At 60.2% G+C, this 16,933-nt stretch carries 14 protein-coding genes; 12 read left to right on the top strand and 2 right to left on the bottom strand.

Going from position 1 to position 16,933, the window contains the following annotated elements; translation table 11 throughout:
- Positions 1-78 precede the first annotated feature (78 nt).
- From AC13RM_RS29120 to AC13RM_RS29100, 5 genes are read left to right on the top strand one after another with little or no spacing between them, the layout of a single operon-like run.
- On the top strand, positions 79-855 hold the full coding sequence (locus AC13RM_RS29120; protein ID WP_113231631.1) for a ComF family protein: 777 nt from the start codon (positions 79-81) through the stop codon (positions 853-855).
- A gap of 30 nt (positions 856-885) precedes the next feature.
- A complete protein-coding gene (grxC, locus tag AC13RM_RS29115; protein ID WP_112607655.1) occupies positions 886-1,143 on the top strand; it encodes a glutaredoxin 3 in 258 nt (85 codons plus the stop codon).
- 24 nt (positions 1,144-1,167) lie between these two features.
- Positions 1,168-2,025, top strand: coding sequence for a carbon-nitrogen hydrolase family protein (locus AC13RM_RS29110; RefSeq protein ID WP_374822738.1), 858 nt, complete (start codon positions 1,168-1,170; stop codon positions 2,023-2,025).
- Positions 2,022-2,450, top strand: a complete 429-nt coding sequence (locus AC13RM_RS29105) for a DUF1178 family protein (protein ID WP_374822741.1) — start codon at positions 2,022-2,024, stop codon at positions 2,448-2,450. The genes AC13RM_RS29110 and AC13RM_RS29105 overlap by 4 nt, the downstream gene beginning before the upstream one ends.
- Entirely contained in the window at positions 2,450-3,037 is a 588-nt protein-coding gene (locus AC13RM_RS29100; RefSeq protein WP_374822744.1) for a DUF3291 domain-containing protein, read from the top strand. The genes AC13RM_RS29105 and AC13RM_RS29100 overlap by 1 nt, the downstream gene beginning before the upstream one ends.
- Positions 3,038-3,050: 13 nt before the next feature.
- Here the strand turns inward: AC13RM_RS29100 and ubiG are convergent, their stop codons facing one another.
- On the bottom strand, positions 3,051-3,803 hold the full coding sequence (gene ubiG / locus AC13RM_RS29095; RefSeq protein ID WP_113231635.1) for a bifunctional 2-polyprenyl-6-hydroxyphenol methylase/3-demethylubiquinol 3-O-methyltransferase UbiG: 753 nt from the start codon (positions 3,801-3,803) through the stop codon (positions 3,051-3,053).
- A 262-nt stretch (positions 3,804-4,065) separates the two neighbouring features.
- On the opposite strand from ubiG, the gene AC13RM_RS29090 reads away from it, so the two are divergent.
- The 7 genes from AC13RM_RS29090 (at position 4,066) to clpB (ending at position 14,570) form a co-directional block, all read left to right on the top strand.
- The gene (locus AC13RM_RS29090; protein WP_440478549.1) at positions 4,066-4,692 is read left to right on the top strand and encodes a hypothetical protein; all 627 of its coding nucleotides are present in this window, start codon (positions 4,066-4,068) and stop codon (positions 4,690-4,692) included.
- A 171-nt stretch (positions 4,693-4,863) separates the two neighbouring features.
- Complete coding sequence (locus AC13RM_RS29085) at positions 4,864-6,138, top strand: aspartate kinase (protein ID WP_113231637.1); 1,275 nt, start codon at positions 4,864-4,866, stop codon at positions 6,136-6,138.
- A gap of 100 nt (positions 6,139-6,238) precedes the next feature.
- Positions 6,239-8,506: a phosphoenolpyruvate--protein phosphotransferase gene (gene ptsP / locus AC13RM_RS29080; RefSeq protein WP_113231638.1), complete on the top strand. Its 2,268-nt coding sequence runs from the start codon at positions 6,239-6,241 to the stop codon at positions 8,504-8,506.
- 93 nt (positions 8,507-8,599) lie between these two features.
- Complete coding sequence (prfA, locus tag AC13RM_RS29075; RefSeq protein WP_285174895.1) at positions 8,600-9,679, top strand: peptide chain release factor 1; 1,080 nt, start codon at positions 8,600-8,602, stop codon at positions 9,677-9,679.
- A complete protein-coding gene (gene prmC, locus AC13RM_RS29070) occupies positions 9,676-10,551 on the top strand; it encodes a peptide chain release factor N(5)-glutamine methyltransferase (protein ID WP_285174897.1) in 876 nt (291 codons plus the stop codon). Before prfA ends, prmC begins: the two co-directional genes overlap by 4 nt.
- A 348-nt stretch (positions 10,552-10,899) precedes the next feature.
- Positions 10,900-11,604 (top strand): DUF4167 domain-containing protein, encoded by a 705-nt coding sequence (locus AC13RM_RS29065; RefSeq protein WP_285174899.1) that lies wholly within the window; start codon positions 10,900-10,902, stop codon positions 11,602-11,604.
- 365 nt (positions 11,605-11,969) lie between these two features.
- Positions 11,970-14,570: an ATP-dependent chaperone ClpB gene (gene clpB, locus AC13RM_RS29060; protein ID WP_488555988.1), complete on the top strand. Its 2,601-nt coding sequence runs from the start codon at positions 11,970-11,972 to the stop codon at positions 14,568-14,570.
- 98 nt (positions 14,571-14,668) lie between these two features.
- On the opposite strand, the gene AC13RM_RS29055 is transcribed toward clpB, so the two are convergent.
- The gene (locus tag AC13RM_RS29055) at positions 14,669-16,609 is read right to left on the bottom strand and encodes a M23 family metallopeptidase (RefSeq protein WP_285174905.1); all 1,941 of its coding nucleotides are present in this window, start codon (positions 16,607-16,609) and stop codon (positions 14,669-14,671) included.
- Positions 16,610-16,933 lie beyond the last annotated feature (324 nt).

Here is a 16,933-nt window from a genome sequence, read left to right as displayed (position 1 = left end):
GGGCACACGCGTTTCTGTCGCGCAATTCCGGGCGGAAAATCGCTATACACTTTTCCTGGAATTGCTAGTCTCAATCATATGGGGATGATGGGACGCGAAATCACCTTGTCTATGCTGGGCGCCGGGCTGAAAAGGCCGTGGGTGGCGCTTGCCGATCTCGTCTATCCGCCGGCGTGCCCAGGCTGCGGAGTTTCCGTCGGCGCGCATCGCGGTCTTTGCCCCGCATGCTGGTCCGCCATCCGCTTCATCGAGCGGCCTTATTGCGAAGTGCTCGGCAGCCCGTTTTCCCATGATCTCGGCGTGGGAATTCTGAGCGCCGAGGCGATCGCCGATCCGCCAGTCTTTGACCGCCTGCGTTCTGCTGCCGTTCATGACGGCATCGTGCGGGATCTCGTTCTCAGCCTGAAATATCGCGATCGTACCGATCTCGCGCCGATGATGGCCGGCTGGATGCTGCGCGCCAGCGATGGCACGATTGCGGATTGCGATGCGATCATTCCGGTGCCGCTGCACCGGGCGCGGCTGTTTGCGCGCAAGTACAATCAGGCGGCCGAGCTTGCTCGGCATATCGCCCGCCTTTCGGGCAAGCCGCTGCTGGCGGCAACGCTCCTGCGCGTCAAACGCACGAGCCAGCAGGTGGGTTTGGGAGCCAAGGCGCGGCAGGACAATGTGCGCGGCGCTTTCGCCGTTTCCGAGCATCGGGCCGCCGATATATTCGGGCGGCGCATCGTTCTCGTCGACGACGTTTATACGACCGGCGCCACGGTTGCCGCGGCCACGCGCGCGCTGAAGAAAGCAGGTGCTGCCGATGTCACTGTTTTGACCTTTGCAAGGGTCGTCGGCCATCTTATATGACAGTCAATATAGGCTTTTCCGGAGTGGATCATGGCATCCGTCGTTATCTATACGCGTGAATTCTGCGGCTATTGCGCCCGTGCAAAATCCCTGCTCGAATCCAAAGGCGTCGATTATGTAGAGCACAACGCTACCTATTCGCCCGAGATGCGCCAGGAGATGATCGCCAAGGCGAATGGCGCTTCGACCTTCCCGCAGATCTTCATCAATGGTCAGCATGTCGGGGGCTGCGACGACATCCACGCGCTCGACCGGGCCGGCAAGCTCGATCCGATGCTGGCTGCCTGATCCATATTGACGAGGGAGAAACCGATGAGCTTCAAGGCCGCTGCCATCCAGATGTGTTCCGGCGTCGATCCGGTGAAGAACGCCGCTGATATGGCCCGTTTGGTGCGCGATGCCGCCTCCAAGGGTGCGATCTACGTGCAGACGCCGGAGATGACCGGTGCCGTGCAGAAGGATAGGCCGGCCATGCGTGCCGTGCTGCGCGACGAGCCGAACGATATCATCGTCAAGACGGCCTCCGACCTGGCGAAGGAGCTTGGCATCCATCTTCACATCGGCTCGACGGCCATTGCGCTCGATGATGGCAAGATCGCCAATCGCGGCTTCCTCTTCGGTCCTGACGGTAAGCTCATCAATCGCTACGACAAGATCCATATGTTCGATGTCGATCTCGACAATGGCGAAAGCTGGCGCGAAAGCGCCGTCTACCGGCCGGGATCGGAAGCGCGCATCGCGTCGCTGCCGTTTGCTCAACTCGGCTTTTCCATCTGCTACGACGTGCGCTTTCCGCAGCTCTTCCGCGCCCAGGCCGTTGCCGGCGCCGAGGTGATGACGGTGCCTGCCGCCTTCACAAAGCAGACCGGCGAGGCGCATTGGGAAATCCTGCTGCGCGCCCGCGCCATCGAAAACGGCATGTTCGTCATCGCCGCCGCGCAGGCCGGCAAGCATGAGGACGGCCGCGAGACCTTCGGCCATTCGATGATTATCGATCCCTGGGGCAAGGTGCTGGCATCCGCCGGCGGTACGGGCGAGGCCGTCGTTATCGCCGAGATCGACATTGCTGCCGTCAAGTCAGCTCATGACAAGATACCGAACCTGAAGAATGCGCGTGAATTTTCGCTGGAGAAGATCGCGACGCCGGCGGCTGGAGGCGTCGCTGCTTGATCCGTTATTCGCTTACCTGTGACAATGCCCATGAGTTCGAGGGCTGGTTTTCCGAAAGCGCCGATTTTGATCGCCAGGTCGCAAGCGGTTTCCTCACCTGTCCGGTCTGTAATTCGGGTGCGATCTCCAAGCTCCTGATGGCGCCTTCGGTTTCGACGGCGCGCAAGAAGGATGAGTTGCAGACGCTCGCGATGGACGCAGCGCGCAAGCAGGCCTTGGTGAAACTCAAGGAAGCGGTCGACGCCATCAAGGCGACTGCCGAGGATGTCGGCACGAAATTCCCCGAGGAAGCCCGCAAGATTCACTACGGCGAAGCAGATGCGCGCGGGATCATCGGCAAGGCGACGCCGGACGAGGCACAGGCACTCGTCGAGGAAGGCATCGAGATCGCCGCCATTCCTGTGCTGCCGGACGATATCAACTGATGCCGGCGGGCGCGGGCAAGCATCTCGCCATGTATAATTTCGGGCTGCATGTCGCAGCCTATGAAAGCCCCGCAGTCGAGGGATTTCGGCTGCGAGAAGCGGCAAATTTCGAGGCGGCCGCGCGTGCTCAAGGTTTCATTGGCCGCTCCGGCTATGCCGGCGAGCCTGGCACTGCCTGTTGGGGCGAGCAGGTCTTTCCGCGTTTCATAGAGTGCAGCGGCTTTCAGACGGCGCCATCGTCGCTATCGCTGTGGGCCGATATCGAATCGCTGATGGCATTCACCTATAGCGGCGTGCATGCCGACGCCCTGAAACATGGGCGGCACTGGAATGTCAGGCAGAGCTGGCCGCCGCTTGTCCTTTGGTGGGTGGAAGCTGGAGCCGTTCCACGGTGGCAGGATGGGGTCGAGCGCCTTGAACACCTTCATGATCATGGCGCAAGCCCGAGGGCGTTCTCATTCAAGCAGCCCTATCGATCCGATGGTCAGCCACTTGAGATCGATCGTTCTCGTATCAAGGAGATCGTTACGCTCAACGCTGCCACGCAGGGCGAGTTATTGGCACATGTGCTGACACTGAAGATCTGAGGCAGACGCCCGATCAGCTCAGGTTCGCCCGCTTGGCCAACAGCATATAGTTGACATCCATGTCCTTCGAGAGATTCCAGCGGTCCTGCAGCGGTGAATAGAAGACGCCGGTGCGGGCGGTGATCTCGAGGCCACTTGCGGCAAGCGGCTTTTCGATCTCCTCCGGACGCACGAGCTTTTCATATTGATGGGTGCCGCGCGGCAACCAGCGCAGCACGTTTTCGGCGGCGAAGATGGCAAGGGCCGCTGCCTTCATGGTGCGGTTGATGGTCGCAACGAACATCAAGCCGCCGGGTCGCACCATTTTTGCGCAGGTCGACAGGAAGAATTCGACGTCGGCGACATGCTCGACCACTTCCATGTTCAGCACGATATCGAAGGTTTCGCCGGCCTCGGCTAATTGTTCGGCGGTGACGGCGCGATAATCGACCGGAACGCCGGAGGCTTTCGCGTGCGTCGAGGCGATGCCGATGTTCTTTTCGGAAGGGTCGGCGCCGATGACGGTGGCGCCCATGCGCGCTACCGGCTCGGACAGCAGGCCGCCGCCGCAGCCGATGTCGAGCACGCGCAAGCCCTCAAGCGGTCGGCTGCTCTTCGGATCGCGGTCGAAATTCTCGCAGGCGCGGTCGCGGATATAGGCGAGGCGCACCGGATTGAACTTGTGAAGCGGTTTGAACTTGCCGGTCGGGCTCCACCACTCGGCCGCCATGGCGGAGAAACGGTCCACTTCGCTCTGGTCGATCGTGCTCTTTGCCGTTTCGCTCATGGCTCACTCCATCATTTGGGTCGTTCCGCGGTTCGGACGACTGCAAGCAATAATTCTACCCGAAGGGTGAAGTCGGACGATCGATGCACGATGTCAAGGGCCTGTGGCCACCGATCGGCTGTGGGGCATCTCGATCGCAAGATGCGAATTGCGATGCGGAGGTTGACATGGAGGTATCTTATGGCCGATCAATCGCCGGGCTGTGAAATGACTTTCGGAACCGGGATCGATTGCGATCGACTGGCCTGTAGAGGAGCTCCTCATGAGACCATTCCGTCTCGCGACGATCGTCGCCATGGGCTGGCTTGCGGCTAGCCATGCAAATGCCGGGGACGGCAAGGGGTTCCGCCTGACGATCGATGGAGTCAGCGTCGGCATCAATCCCGGCGATACGCTTGAAGTCACCATGAAGGATGGCCGCAAGGTCCCGGTGGAGCTGCAGCGCAGCGAGACGGTGACCTTCACCGGCGGCAAATTCTCCTTCGATCATGACGGCAAGTTCACGGTCGCAAAGACGGATCTCGGCGACGGCGTGCAGCAATATGCGCTGATGACGCCGATCGGCACAGGCATCATCGTGCAGGTCTATAAAGGTCTCAACCCTTCCAGCTATACCGATGTCGTACTCCAGCAGATGGTGCAGGAGAGCATCAATGGCGGCGCGAAAATCAGCAAGCGAGCGACCCAGCGCACATTGCCGAGCGGCACCGTGCTGAAGGGCGTAAAGGCCGAGACGACCACGGACGACGACGTCATGGAGTATGAGATCGTCGCGACCGGCCGGCCGGAAGGCGGCGTGCTTGTCGCCACCTTCCTCAACAAAGAAAATATCCCCAAGGAAGGGGGCATTCTCGACAAGCTCTGGTCGACCTTAAAAGTGGATTTTTAGGGTAAGCTTTTCATCGCCTCTGGCGTCCGATGCTATTGCGCCTGCCCGACAAACTCGCTAAGAGACGGCCCCATTGAGATCACGCTTTTCCGGCTACCGAACCGGGAGGGCGATTTTGCATGTCGGGCTTTCCGCATTCGGCCGCCCGGCGCAGGGTACTGGTAGAGGCACATGGCACGCATCGTGATGAAATTCGGCGGGACCTCCGTCGCGGATCTGGACCGTATCAAGAACGTCGCACGCCATGTGAAACGCGAGGTCGATGCCGGTCACGAAGTGGCAGTCGTCGTTTCCGCCATGTCCGGCAAGACCAACGAGCTTGTTGGATGGGTCCAGAACATGCCCAAGGTCGCCGGCGCCAATCATTCGATCTATGATGCGCGTGAATATGATGCCGTCGTGGCTTCGGGCGAGCAGGTCACGTCTGGCCTTCTGGCGATTGCGCTGCAGGCGATGGGCATCAACGCCCGCTCCTGGCAGGGCTGGCAGATCCCGATCCGCACCGACAACGCCCATGGGGCCGCCCGTATTCTCGAGATCGAGGGCGAGGACATCATCCGCCGCATGGGTGAGGGCCAGGTTGCTGTCGTCGCCGGCTTCCAGGGGCTCGGCCCCGACAACCGCCTCTCGACGCTCGGCCGCGGCGGCTCCGACACGTCAGCCGTTGCGATCGCCGCCGCCGTCAAGGCCGACCGCTGTGATATCTATACTGATGTCGATGGCGTTTACACGACCGATCCGCGCATTGAGCCGAAGGCGCGCCGCCTCAAGAAGATCGCCTTCGAGGAAATGCTCGAAATGGCGTCTCTCGGCGCGAAGGTGCTGCAGGTGCGCTCGGTCGAGCTTGCCATGGTGTTCAAGGTCCGCACTTTCGTGCGCTCTTCTTTCGAGGATCCCGATGCTCCGGGCATGGGCGATCTGCTTAATCCGCCCGGAACGCTGATTTGTGACGAGGAAGAAATCGTGGAACAGGAAGTAGTCACCGGCATTGCCTATGCCAAGGATGAGGCTCAGATCTCGCTGCGTCGTCTTGCCGACCGGCCGGGTGTTTCCGCCGCGATCTTCGGGCCGCTGGCCGAAAACCACATCAACGTCGACATGATCGTCCAGAACATTTCCGAAGACGGCTCCAAGACCGATATGACCTTCACGGTCCCCTCGGGGGACGTCGAGAAGGCGCTGCGCGTTCTCGGCGAAAACAAGGAAAAGATCGGCTACGACGTTGTCCAGAGCGAATCAGGTCTGGTCAAGGTTTCGGTCATCGGTATCGGCATGCGCTCGCATGCGGGCGTGGCTGCGACCGCTTTCAGGGCACTTGCCGAAAAAGGCATCAACATCAAGGCTATTACGACGTCAGAAATCAAGATTTCCATCCTGATCGACGGTCCTTATGCAGAACTCGCAGTCAGGACTTTGCATTCCTGCTACGGTCTGGATAAGAGTTGAGTCACGACTGCTGACGACGGACCGTGACGGAGGCGAGTTTCGGCCGGCCCTGACGTGGGCAAGACGGGCATGACATCTTGATTCGGGAGCTAGTGGCGCAATGAGAGACCTATCCGGCGGTCCACGCGTTCTGCTCAAGCGGCTACGCGAATTGATGGCGGAGCCGCTGGAGCCGCAGGAGCGCCTTGACCGGATCGTCCGCCAGATTGCCAGCAACATGGTTGCCGAGGTTTGCTCGGTCTATGTGCTGCGCGCCGACGGTGTCCTTGAACTTTATGCCACCGAGGGCCTGAATAAAGAGGCCGTCCACCTTTCGCAATTGAAGATGGGGCAAGGCCTCGTCGGTACGATTGCGGCTTCCGCTCAGCCTCTCAATCTTTCGGACGCGCAATCGCATCCCGCCTATCGCTACCTGCCGGAAACCGGCGAAGAGATTTATCATTCCTTCCTGGGCGTGCCGATCCTGCGCACCGGGCGGTCGCTCGGCGTTCTCGTCGTTCAGAACAAGGCGAGCCGCAATTATCGCGAGGAAGAGCTGGAGGCGCTCGAAACGACGGCCATGGTGCTGGCCGAGATGATCGCGACCGGCGAGCTGAAGAAGATCACCAAGCCCGGCCTGGAACTCGATCTTACCCGCTCCGTCACCATCGATGGCGACAGCTACAATGAAGGCATCGGCCTCGGCTATGTCGTGCTGCACGAGCCGCGCATCGTCGTCACCAACCTGCTGAACGAGGATGCCGACAAGGAAATCGGCCGTCTCGCCGAGGCACTCGGTTCGCTGCGTATTTCGATCGACGACATGCTGTCGCGCCGCGACGTGTCCATGGAAGGTGAGCATCGCGAGGTGCTTGAGACCTATCGCATGTTCGCGCACGACCAGGGCTGGGTACGCAAGCTGGAGGAAGCTGTCCGCAACGGCCTGACCGCCGAAGCTGCCGTCGAAAAGGTGCAGAGTGACACAAAGGCGCGCATGATGCGCCTGACCGATCCCTATCTGCGCGAACGCATGCACGATTTCGAAGATCTGGCGAACCGGCTGCTTCGGCAGCTCATCGGCCATTCGGGCCGCACCAGCGCCGAAGGCTTCCCCAACGATGCGGTCATCTTCGCACGCGCCATGGGTGCGGCAGAGCTTCTCGATTATCCGCGCGCCAATATCCGCGGTCTTGTGCTGGAAGAGGGCGCGGTCACGAGTCATGTCGTCATCGTGGCGCGTGCCATGGGCATTCCGGTCGTTGGACAGGCGGTAGGCGTTGTCGCGCTGGCGGAAAACGGCGATCCGGTCATCATCGATGGCGATGGCGGTCATGTGCATCTGCGGCCGATGGCCGATCATCAACGCTCCTATGAGGAAAAGGTGCGGTTCCGCGCCCGTCGGCAGGAGCAGTTCCGTGCGCTGCGTTCCGTCGAGCCGGTGACCAAGGACGGGCAGCGCATTTCTCTGCTGATGAATGCCGGTCTCTTGGTCGACCTGCCGCAGCTTTCCGAATCAGGCGCGGAGGGTATCGGCCTGTTCCGCACCGAGCTGCAGTTCATGATCGCTTCGACCATGCCGAAGGCGGATGAGCAGGAAGCCTTCTATCGCAATGTCATGAAGCAGGCCGGCGGGCGCGTCGTCACCTTCCGCACGCTCGACATCGGCGGCGACAAGGTCGTTCCTTATTTCCGCGCGCATGAGGAAGAAAATCCCGCGCTCGGCTGGCGCGCCATCCGCCTCTCGCTCGATCGTCCCGGCCTGTTGCGCACACAGCTGAGGGCCATGCTGAAAGCTGCAGCCGACAACGAATTGAAGATGATGGTGCCGATGGTTACGGAAGTCTCCGAGATCAGAGCGGTGCGCGAACTCCTGCAGAAGGAAGTGCAGCACCTCTCGCGCTTCGGGCATGGCCTGCCGCGCAAGCTGCAGTTCGGCGCCATGCTTGAGGTGCCAGCGCTCTTGTGGCAGCTGGATGAGCTGATGGCGGAAGTCGATTTCGTCTCCGTGGGCTCCAACGACCTGTTCCAGTTCTCGATGGCTGTCGATCGCGGCAATGCCCGCGTTTCGGATCGCTTCGATCCGCTCGAGCGGCCGTTCCTGCGCATCCTGCGCGATATTGTGCGCGCTGGCGAACGCAACAAGACGCCGGTGACGCTTTGCGGCGAACTGGCGGGCAAGACGATTTCGGCCATGGCCCTGCTCGGCATCGGTTTCCGCTCGGTTTCGATGTCGCCGGCCTCGATCGGGCCGGTCAAGGCAATGCTGCTTGGACTTGATCTCAAAGCTCTGTCCGAGGTCATGGAGGCCGCACTTGATGACAAGCAGCCGACGAGTTCCATGCGGGATATCCTTGTACGCTTTGCCGAGAGCCACAATATTCCGCTTTAGCGCGTGATCCTGAAAAACACGAAGCGGTTTGCAGGCAGTATCATGCGCATCACGACATCAAAGCAGAGATAATAAGAAGAATTGGAGTAGAGGGTGGCGAAGCTCCCTGTTGAAAAAATGCGCGAATTGGAACGCCGCTTCGGCGAGATCGAGGCGCGCATGTCCGCCGGTCCGGCCGCGGATGTCTATGTGAAGCTTGCTTCCGAATATTCCGAACTGCAGCCGGTCGTCATCAAGATCCGCGACTATGAGCGCGCCCTTGCCGAGGCTGCCGATCTCGAAACTATGCTCTCCGACAAGTCGGTCGATCGCGAGATGCGCGATCTTGCCGAGATGGAACTGCCTGAGGTCAAGGAGCGCATCGAGACGCTGGAAAAGGACATCCAGATCGAGCTTCTGCCGAAGGATGCCGCCGACGAGAAGAGCGCGATCCTGGAAATCCGCGCCGGCACCGGCGGTTCCGAGGCAGCCCTTTTCGCTGGCGATCTCTTCCGTATGTATGAACGTTTCGCGGCCGCCAATGGCTGGAAGGTGGAGGTTCTCTCCGCCAGCGACGGCGAAGCGGGCGGCTTTAAGGAAATCATTGCCACCATCAGCGGCAAGGGCGTGTTTTCCCGGTTGAAGTTCGAATCCGGCGTCCATCGCGTACAGCGCGTGCCGGAAACCGAAGCCAGTGGCCGTATCCACACCTCGGCGGCGACCGTCGCCGTGTTGCCGGAAGCCGAAGAAATCGATATCGAGATTCGACCCGAGGATATCCGCATCGACACCATGCGCTCTTCGGGTGCCGGCGGCCAGCACGTCAATACGACCGACTCTGCGGTGCGTATCACGCATCTTCCCTCCGGCATCGTCGTCACGAGCTCGGAAAAGTCGCAGCATCAGAACCGCGCCAAGGCCATGCAGGTGCTGCGTTCGCGCCTCTTTGACATGGAGCGTCAGCGCGCCGATAGCGAGCGTTCCGCCGACCGCAAGAGCCAGGTCGGCTCCGGCGACCGCTCCGAACGCATCCGCACCTATAATTTCCCGCAGGGGCGCGTCACCGATCACCGCATTAACCTGACACTCTACAAGCTCGATCGGATGATGGTGGGCGAGATCGACGAGGTGGTCGACGCACTGCTGGCGGATTACCAGGCGAGCCAGCTCGCCCAGCTCGGCGAACAGGCATGAGCGGCGGGCAGGGGCCAACCATATCCGGGCTCCTGCAGGAGGTGCGCGTGCGTTTTGCCGAGGCCGATCTCGATGATCCCGCCACGGAAGCACGCATTCTTGTCGGCGGTCTTCTGCATCTTTCCGCGACTGGGCTCGTGACGCACGGTTCCGAGTCCGTGTCTGAGGATGATACGGTGATGGTACGCGCGGCGATCGCTCGCCGGCTCAAGCACGAGCCGGTCTATCGCATTCTCGGCGAGCGGGAATTCTATGGCCTGTCGCTGCGGCTTTCGGCTGCGACGCTCGAACCGCGGCCCGATACGGAAATTCTCGTCGATACGATGCTGCCGCATGTCAGGCGTCTTGAATCCCAGATCGGCAATATCCATATACTTGACATCGGAACGGGTACTGGGGCCATTTGTCTGGCTCTGCTTCATGAATGCCCCAAAGCGACGGGTGTGGGTTCCGACATTTCCAGCGAAGCGCTGGAAACCGCTCGCGGGAACGCGGAGCGAAATGGCTTGGCGGCGCGGTTCAGAACTGCGCAGGGAAGCTGGTTTGAAGCCATCCACGAACGTTTTCATGTGATTGTCTCAAATCCGCCCTATATTGCGTCTAGTGTCATTTCCACTCTCGCTCCAGAAGTAAAGGATTTCGATCCTCCCACAGCCCTTGATGGGGGCTTTGACGGGCTGGATGCATACAGGGCGATCGCAAAGGATGCGGCTCGATTTCTATATCAGAATGGTATGATTGGTGTGGAGATCGGCTACGATCAGCGTGAAACGGTGACTTCGATTTTTGAAGGAGCAGGATTTTCCCTTGTCGAGGCGGCTCGTGACTACGGCCAGAACGACCGGGTTCTTGTGTTTGAATTTCAACATTAACGCGACGTTTTGCAGCGGATTTGTGGGACCCTGTTGTTATCGCAAAGAAAAAGCTTGGATTTCCTGAGGAAGCAATATAGGTTGCGCTCACGCGTTGGGCGGCTGGGAATGAGCGAGACGATTCGCTTATCTTGGACAGCCTCGGGGATCCGCTCTTTGGTAAGAGTGTCAAAGGTTGAAGATAACCCAATGCGTGATCAGTTTAATCTGACGTAGTCGAGCGGCAGACCGGCGCTAAAGCGCAGTTTGCTTGCGGCACGCAGGCCCTGGTTCGGGAATGTCCGAACCGCGGCAGCAGGTGTCGTGTATGATTTTTATCCCAACGAAGAGAATTCAGGTGAAGGATCTATGAGGCCAGGACAGCAGAACAAGCGCGGTCGGGGGCGTGGTAATAACAACAACGGCGGCGGCGGCGGAAATAACAACAACAATTTCAACCGCAAGGGCTCGAACCCGCTGACCAGGACTTACGACAGCTCCGGTCCCGATGTGAAAATCCGCGGAACCGCACAGCACATCGCCGAGAAGTACGCGGCCTTGGCTCGCGATGCTCAAAGCTCCGGCGACCGCGTTATGGCGGAAAACTACCTGCAGCATGCCGAGCACTACAATCGGATCATTGCCAGCGCGCAGGCGCAGATGCAGGAGCGCTACCAGCGCGACGATCATCACAACTACAATGACCGCGATAATGCCGAGCGCGACATCGACGATATGGATGCGCAGGAGATCGACGATCAACCGCAGATGGCTCAGCCTCACGTTCGCCAGCAGCAGGCTGCTCCAGCCGCTGTTGCGGCGCCTGCTCGCGAGCCCGAAACCATCAACGGTACGGGTCCGCAACCGGTAATCGAAGGCATCCCGGCCGAAGTGGCGATCGAAGAGGAAACCCCGGCAGTGGCCGCAACCGAGCGTCAGCCGCGTCGCCGTAGTGCAGGCGGCAATCGCCCGCGCCGCCAGCCGCGCCGCAGCGCTGCATCGGGCGAAGGCGAAGATCAGGGCGAAGCCGCCTCGGGCGACACTCCTGCTCTGGCGGATGTTGCCTCGGAATAAGGCCCGTGCGCTTTCGGGCGCGGACGGTAGAAATTGAAACGGCAACGGCAGCGCGAGATGCGCTGCCGTTGCCGTTTTGCTATGGGCGTATGAAAAGGACGAAGTGATCATCAGGTAGCGAGAGGGAACGAGTCGCTATCGTCGAACTGTCGAAGCCAAGGTTCAGCTGGGTGAACTGGCTAATAAGCCACGCGCCTTTTTCGCGTTTTGCACCCTTTAAACTCTTCAAATACCCTCCCATATTCTCTCCAGTTGTCTTGCCGCAAATCTCAATGGCGGAAAGGCGGGGCCTGCCTCTAGAGGGGGCTCAATCTCAATCATCGGTCTGTGCCGGATCCGGGCAGAGCGATTCATGGAGGTCTCATATGAATATTGAAAAATACTCCGAGCGGGTACGCGGTTTCCTGCAATCCGCCCAAACTAATGCGCTTGCACAGGGTAATCAGCAGTTCACGCCCGAGCACGTTCTCAAGGTTCTCTTGGACGACGACCAGGGCATGGCTGCCTCGTTGATCGAACGGGCCGGCGGTGATGCCAAGGCTGCCCGCATTGCCAATGATGCCGCGCTTGCCAAGCTGCCGAAGGTTTCCGGTGGCGACGGCCAGGTCTATCTCTCACAGCCGCTCGCCAAGGTCTTCGCCACTGCCGAAGATGCCGCGAAGAAGTCGGGTGACAGTTTCGTCACCGTTGAGCGTCTTTTGCAGGCACTGGCGATCGAACCTACGGCTTCAACCTCGGCGACGCTGAAAAATGCAGGCGTAACGCCTGTTGCCCTCAATCAGGTCATCAACGATATCCGTAAGGGGCGCACGGCTGACTCCGCCAATGCGGAGCAGGGCTTCGATTCCCTGAAGAAATATGCACGCGACCTCACCGCCGAGGCCCGCGAAGCCAAGCTCGACCCGGTTATCGGCCGTGACGACGAAATTCGCCGCACGATCCAGGTCCTTTCCCGCCGCACGAAGAACAATCCCGTGCTGATCGGCGAGCCCGGCGTCGGCAAGACGGCGATCGTTGAAGGCCTGGCGTTGCGTATTGTCAATGGCGACGTGCCGGAATCCTTGAAGGACAAGAAGCTTATGGCGCTCGACATGGGCGCGCTGATAGCCGGTGCGAAGTTCCGCGGTGAATTTGAAGAGCGGCTGAAGGCTGTGCTCAACGAAGTGCAGTCGGAAAACGGTGAGATCATCCTGTTCATCGACGAGATGCACACGCTGGTCGGTGCCGGCAAGGCGGATGGCGCGATGGATGCGTCCAACCTCCTGAAACCCGCCCTTGCGCGTGGCGAACTTCACTGCGTCGGCGCGACCACGCTCGATGAATATCGCAAGCATGTCGAGAAGGATCCGGCCCTTGCCCGCCGCTTCCAGCCCGTCATGGTCGAGGAACCGACGGTCGAAGACACGATCTCGATCCTGCGCGGCTTGAAGGAAAAATACGAACAGCATCACAAGGTGCGCATCGCCGATGCCGCGCTGGTGGCTGCTGCCACCCTGTCGAACCGCTACATCACCGACCGCTTTCTGCCGGACAAGGCCATTGACCTGATGGACGAAGCTGCAGCGCGTCTGCGTATGCAGGTGGATTCGAAGCCGGAAGAGCTCGACGAACTCGATCGTCGCATCATCCAGCTGAAGATCGAGCGCGAGGCGCTGAAGAAGGAAACCGACCAGTCTTCCGCCGACCGGCTGAAGAGGCTGGAAACGGATCTTGCTTCGCTGGAAGAGGAAGCCGATGCGCTGACCGCGCGCTGGCAGGCCGAAAAGCAGAAGCTCGGTCTTGCCGCCGATCTGAAGAAGCAGCTCGACGACGCCCGCAACGAACTCGCCATCGCCCAGCGCAAGGGGGAATTCCAGCGTGCCGGCGAGCTCGCCTATGGCGTGATCCCCAATCTTGAGAAGGAACTTCACACCGCGGAAGAGCAGGATAGTGCCCGCGATTCCATGGTGCAGGAAGTCGTCACTGCCGACAACATCGCCCAGGTGGTTTCCCGCTGGACCGGGATTCCCGTGGACAAGATGCTGGAAGGTGAGCGCGACAAGCTGCTTCGGATGGAAGACGAACTGGCGAAGTGGGTCGTCGGCCAGGGCGACGCCGTTCAGGCCGTTTCCCGTGCCGTCCGCCGCTCGCGGGCCGGCCTGCAGGATCCGAACCGGCCGATCGGCTCGTTCATCTTCCTTGGCCCGACCGGCGTCGGCAAGACGGAGTTGACGAAGGCGCTTGCCCGCTTCCTCTTCGACGATGACACCGCGATGGTGCGTATCGACATGTCCGAGTACATGGAAAAGCATTCCGTGGCTCGGTTGATCGGTGCTCCTCCGGGCTATGTCGGCTATGAGGAAGGCGGGGCACTCACCGAAGCCGTCCGTCGCCGACCCTATCAGGTCGTGCTGTTCGACGAGATCGAGAAGGCGCATCCAGATGTCTTCAATATCCTGCTCCAGGTTCTGGATGACGGGCGTTTGACGGACGGACAGGGCCGCACGGTCGACTTCCGCAACACGATGATCATCATGACCTCCAATCTGGGTGCCGAATATCTGACCCAGCTGAAGGATGGCGATGACAGCGATCTGGTGCGCGAGCAGGTGATGGACGTTGTCCGGTCGCATTTCCGGCCGGAATTCCTGAACCGTATCGACGAGATCATCCTGTTCCACCGCCTGAAGCGTGATGAGATGGGCGCGATCGTCGATATCCAGCTGGAACGACTGCTGAAGCTGCTGTCGGAGCGCAAGATCACGCTCGAACTCGATGACGATGCCCGCAACTGGCTCGCCAACAAGGGTTACGATCCGGTCTATGGTGCACGGCCGCTGAAGCGGGTGATCCAGAAATACGTCCAGGATCCGCTCGCCGAACAGATCCTTTCGGGTCAAATTCCGGATGGTTCGCTCGTCAAGGTCACCAGCGGTTCGGACCGGCTGTTGTTCCGTGCGCGCCAGGCGGTAAACGAAGCGGCCTAAGCTGCGGCGATTGAATAAATGCGGATGGCGGTCCTCGGGCCGCCATTTTGCTATCGGCCGCAGCGCAGCCCCAGCATGAAGTGGCCGAGCGGCTGCAGCTATTTGCTGGCGATCTGCTTCGTCTTCTCGTCGGTCAGCAGTGTATCGATGCGCTTACGCTCTTCCTGGAATTTGGCAAGCGGATCGCCTTCAAGCGATTTGCCGCCGGGAAGGCGGATGCGCAACGGGTCGACCTTCGTACCGTTGACGATCAGCTCATAGTGCAGGTGGGGGCCCGTCGCGAGACCAGTCGAGCCGATGAAGCCGATCACCTGTCCCTGCACCACCTTTGCGCCGGGGACCACGCCCTTGGCGATGGCACTCTGGTGATTGTAGGAGGAGACGTAGCCGTTCGCATGCCGGATCAAGGTCTGATTGCCAAAGCCGCCGGAATCCCAGCCGGCCTTTTCGACAATGCCGTTGCCGGCAGCGATGATCGGCGTACCGCGCGGTGCGGACCAGTCTACACCGGTATGCATGCGGGCAAAGCCGAGGATGGGGTGGCGGCGCATGCCGAAGCCGGATTTGAAGACACCGGTGGGAACGGGATTGCGCAGCAGGAACTGCCGGATGCTCTTGCCGTTTTCGTCGAAGTAATCGATCGAGTGATCCGTCGGATCCTCGAAGCGGTAGAAGCGGGTCACGTTATCGCCGAACCGGGCGTTGACGTAGAGCAGTTCGGAATCGGCCGTCGCCTGTCCCTTGTCGTCTGTGACCGAGAAGAAGGCTTCCAGTGAATCCGTCGGCTTCAATTGTGCCTGGAAATCGACGTTGCTCGCAAGCAGCTTGACGATCTGCGCCACCATCTCCTTGGTCATGCCGTAGGAAAGGGCGGCGCGATAGATGCCGTCATAGACACTCGGCAGGTCGCGGCCGGCCGCCAGGGCGGGCGTGTCGTTGTCGAAAGCCGTCGAGATGGCATCGAGCATCGGCGGTGCGTTGCCGGCAACGAAGTCGCCTCGGTCGTTCTGCGCGACTGTCAGCAGGTGTTTCGTGCCGCGATAGATGCTGGCGCGGATGATTTTTGCCTGCTCGCCCTTCTGCAGAATGCCGATGCGCAGCACGTCGCCGGCGGAGACGTCGGCCGAACCGAAGAGCGGCTGGATCTTGGCTGCGACATCGTCCGCGTCGGCCTTGAGGTAACCGGATCCGGTCAGCGCTGTGGCAATCGACATGTTTTCGCGGACGGGAATGATGTCGTCGGCAAATTCTTCCGTCTGCGCGGTCACGGCTTCTGGGGCGGAAACGGACATGTTCTCTTCCACGATGCGGGCAGCAAGGCCCGCCGTCAGGTCGACATCGGAATCATCATTGGCGAAACGGCGCGGGTCGACATAATAGAGCGCGGAAAGCTGGGTGTTCCCGTCGGCCAGCACCGAGCCGTTGGAACGGACATTCTCCTCGACCTCATCGAGCGACATGGAGCCGGCGAGCTGGAAGGGAATATCCTTGGTGGGAAAGGCAATCGTTTTCAGGCTGACTTCGGATTCGACGTCCGATCCGTAGATGGCTCCGGTCTTGTTGGCCGGCTGCGGTATGTTGTCGTCCGTCGAAAAGATTGCCAAAGGATCGAAGGGCGGGTAGCTCTCGCTGGCGATGCGGTTGGTGGCGAGGGCAATCTTCACATGGGCGAAAGGCTGGCGGCGCACCACCTCCTTGTCGCCATCGCGCACAACGGTCGACACTTCCAGAATATTGCGGTCGGAAGGTTTTGAGGCGATTGCCGTGGAAATCAGCCGGCCACCGCGTGTGACCTGATCATCGGCAGCATTATGACTATCGACCGTCGCATAGGCTTCCGCAGGGATGGCGAGTTGCTGCCGGCCGTCGAGCGCGGCAAACAATGCCACCCCCATCAGGATGCTTGACGTGACGCCGGTCAGAAAGGTGCCGGAAAGCCAACGGAGAGAAACCTCGCGCCGATCCGGTGCCCGCCGGCCATCCGCCAGGATTGGCGGCTCGTTGCCGAGCGATCGGAGCATCATCTTGTCCGTCATCATGCCGATCGTGATCCGCTTCCTTCATGCGAGCCCGCAGGCTGGGGGCGAAGATGTGCATATTTATGACAGGAGTGTCAAATCAACCAGCCGCTTTTTGAGCCATTCCGTGCGCTGTTTCCCATAAATGCCAAGCGTCATGGGACGGAGATCTGATGTCGAGATGCAGCTCTTGGGCCGGCTCCGCCATTTTGCTGCCCCGCCTCACTTGATCTGATGGATATCTACCGGTGTTTTGGGGTATTTTTACGAAGCTCACAGGGGTATTCATAAAACTCACATAAGAATCAATCAGTTATGTGTTTTTTGATTTTTTTCAAAATAGGC

This window comes from Martinezella sp. CNPSo 3732 (assembly GCF_057784515.1).
Note: the sequence above shows the minus strand (reverse complement) of the source record. Positions and strands in the feature narration are given on the sequence as shown.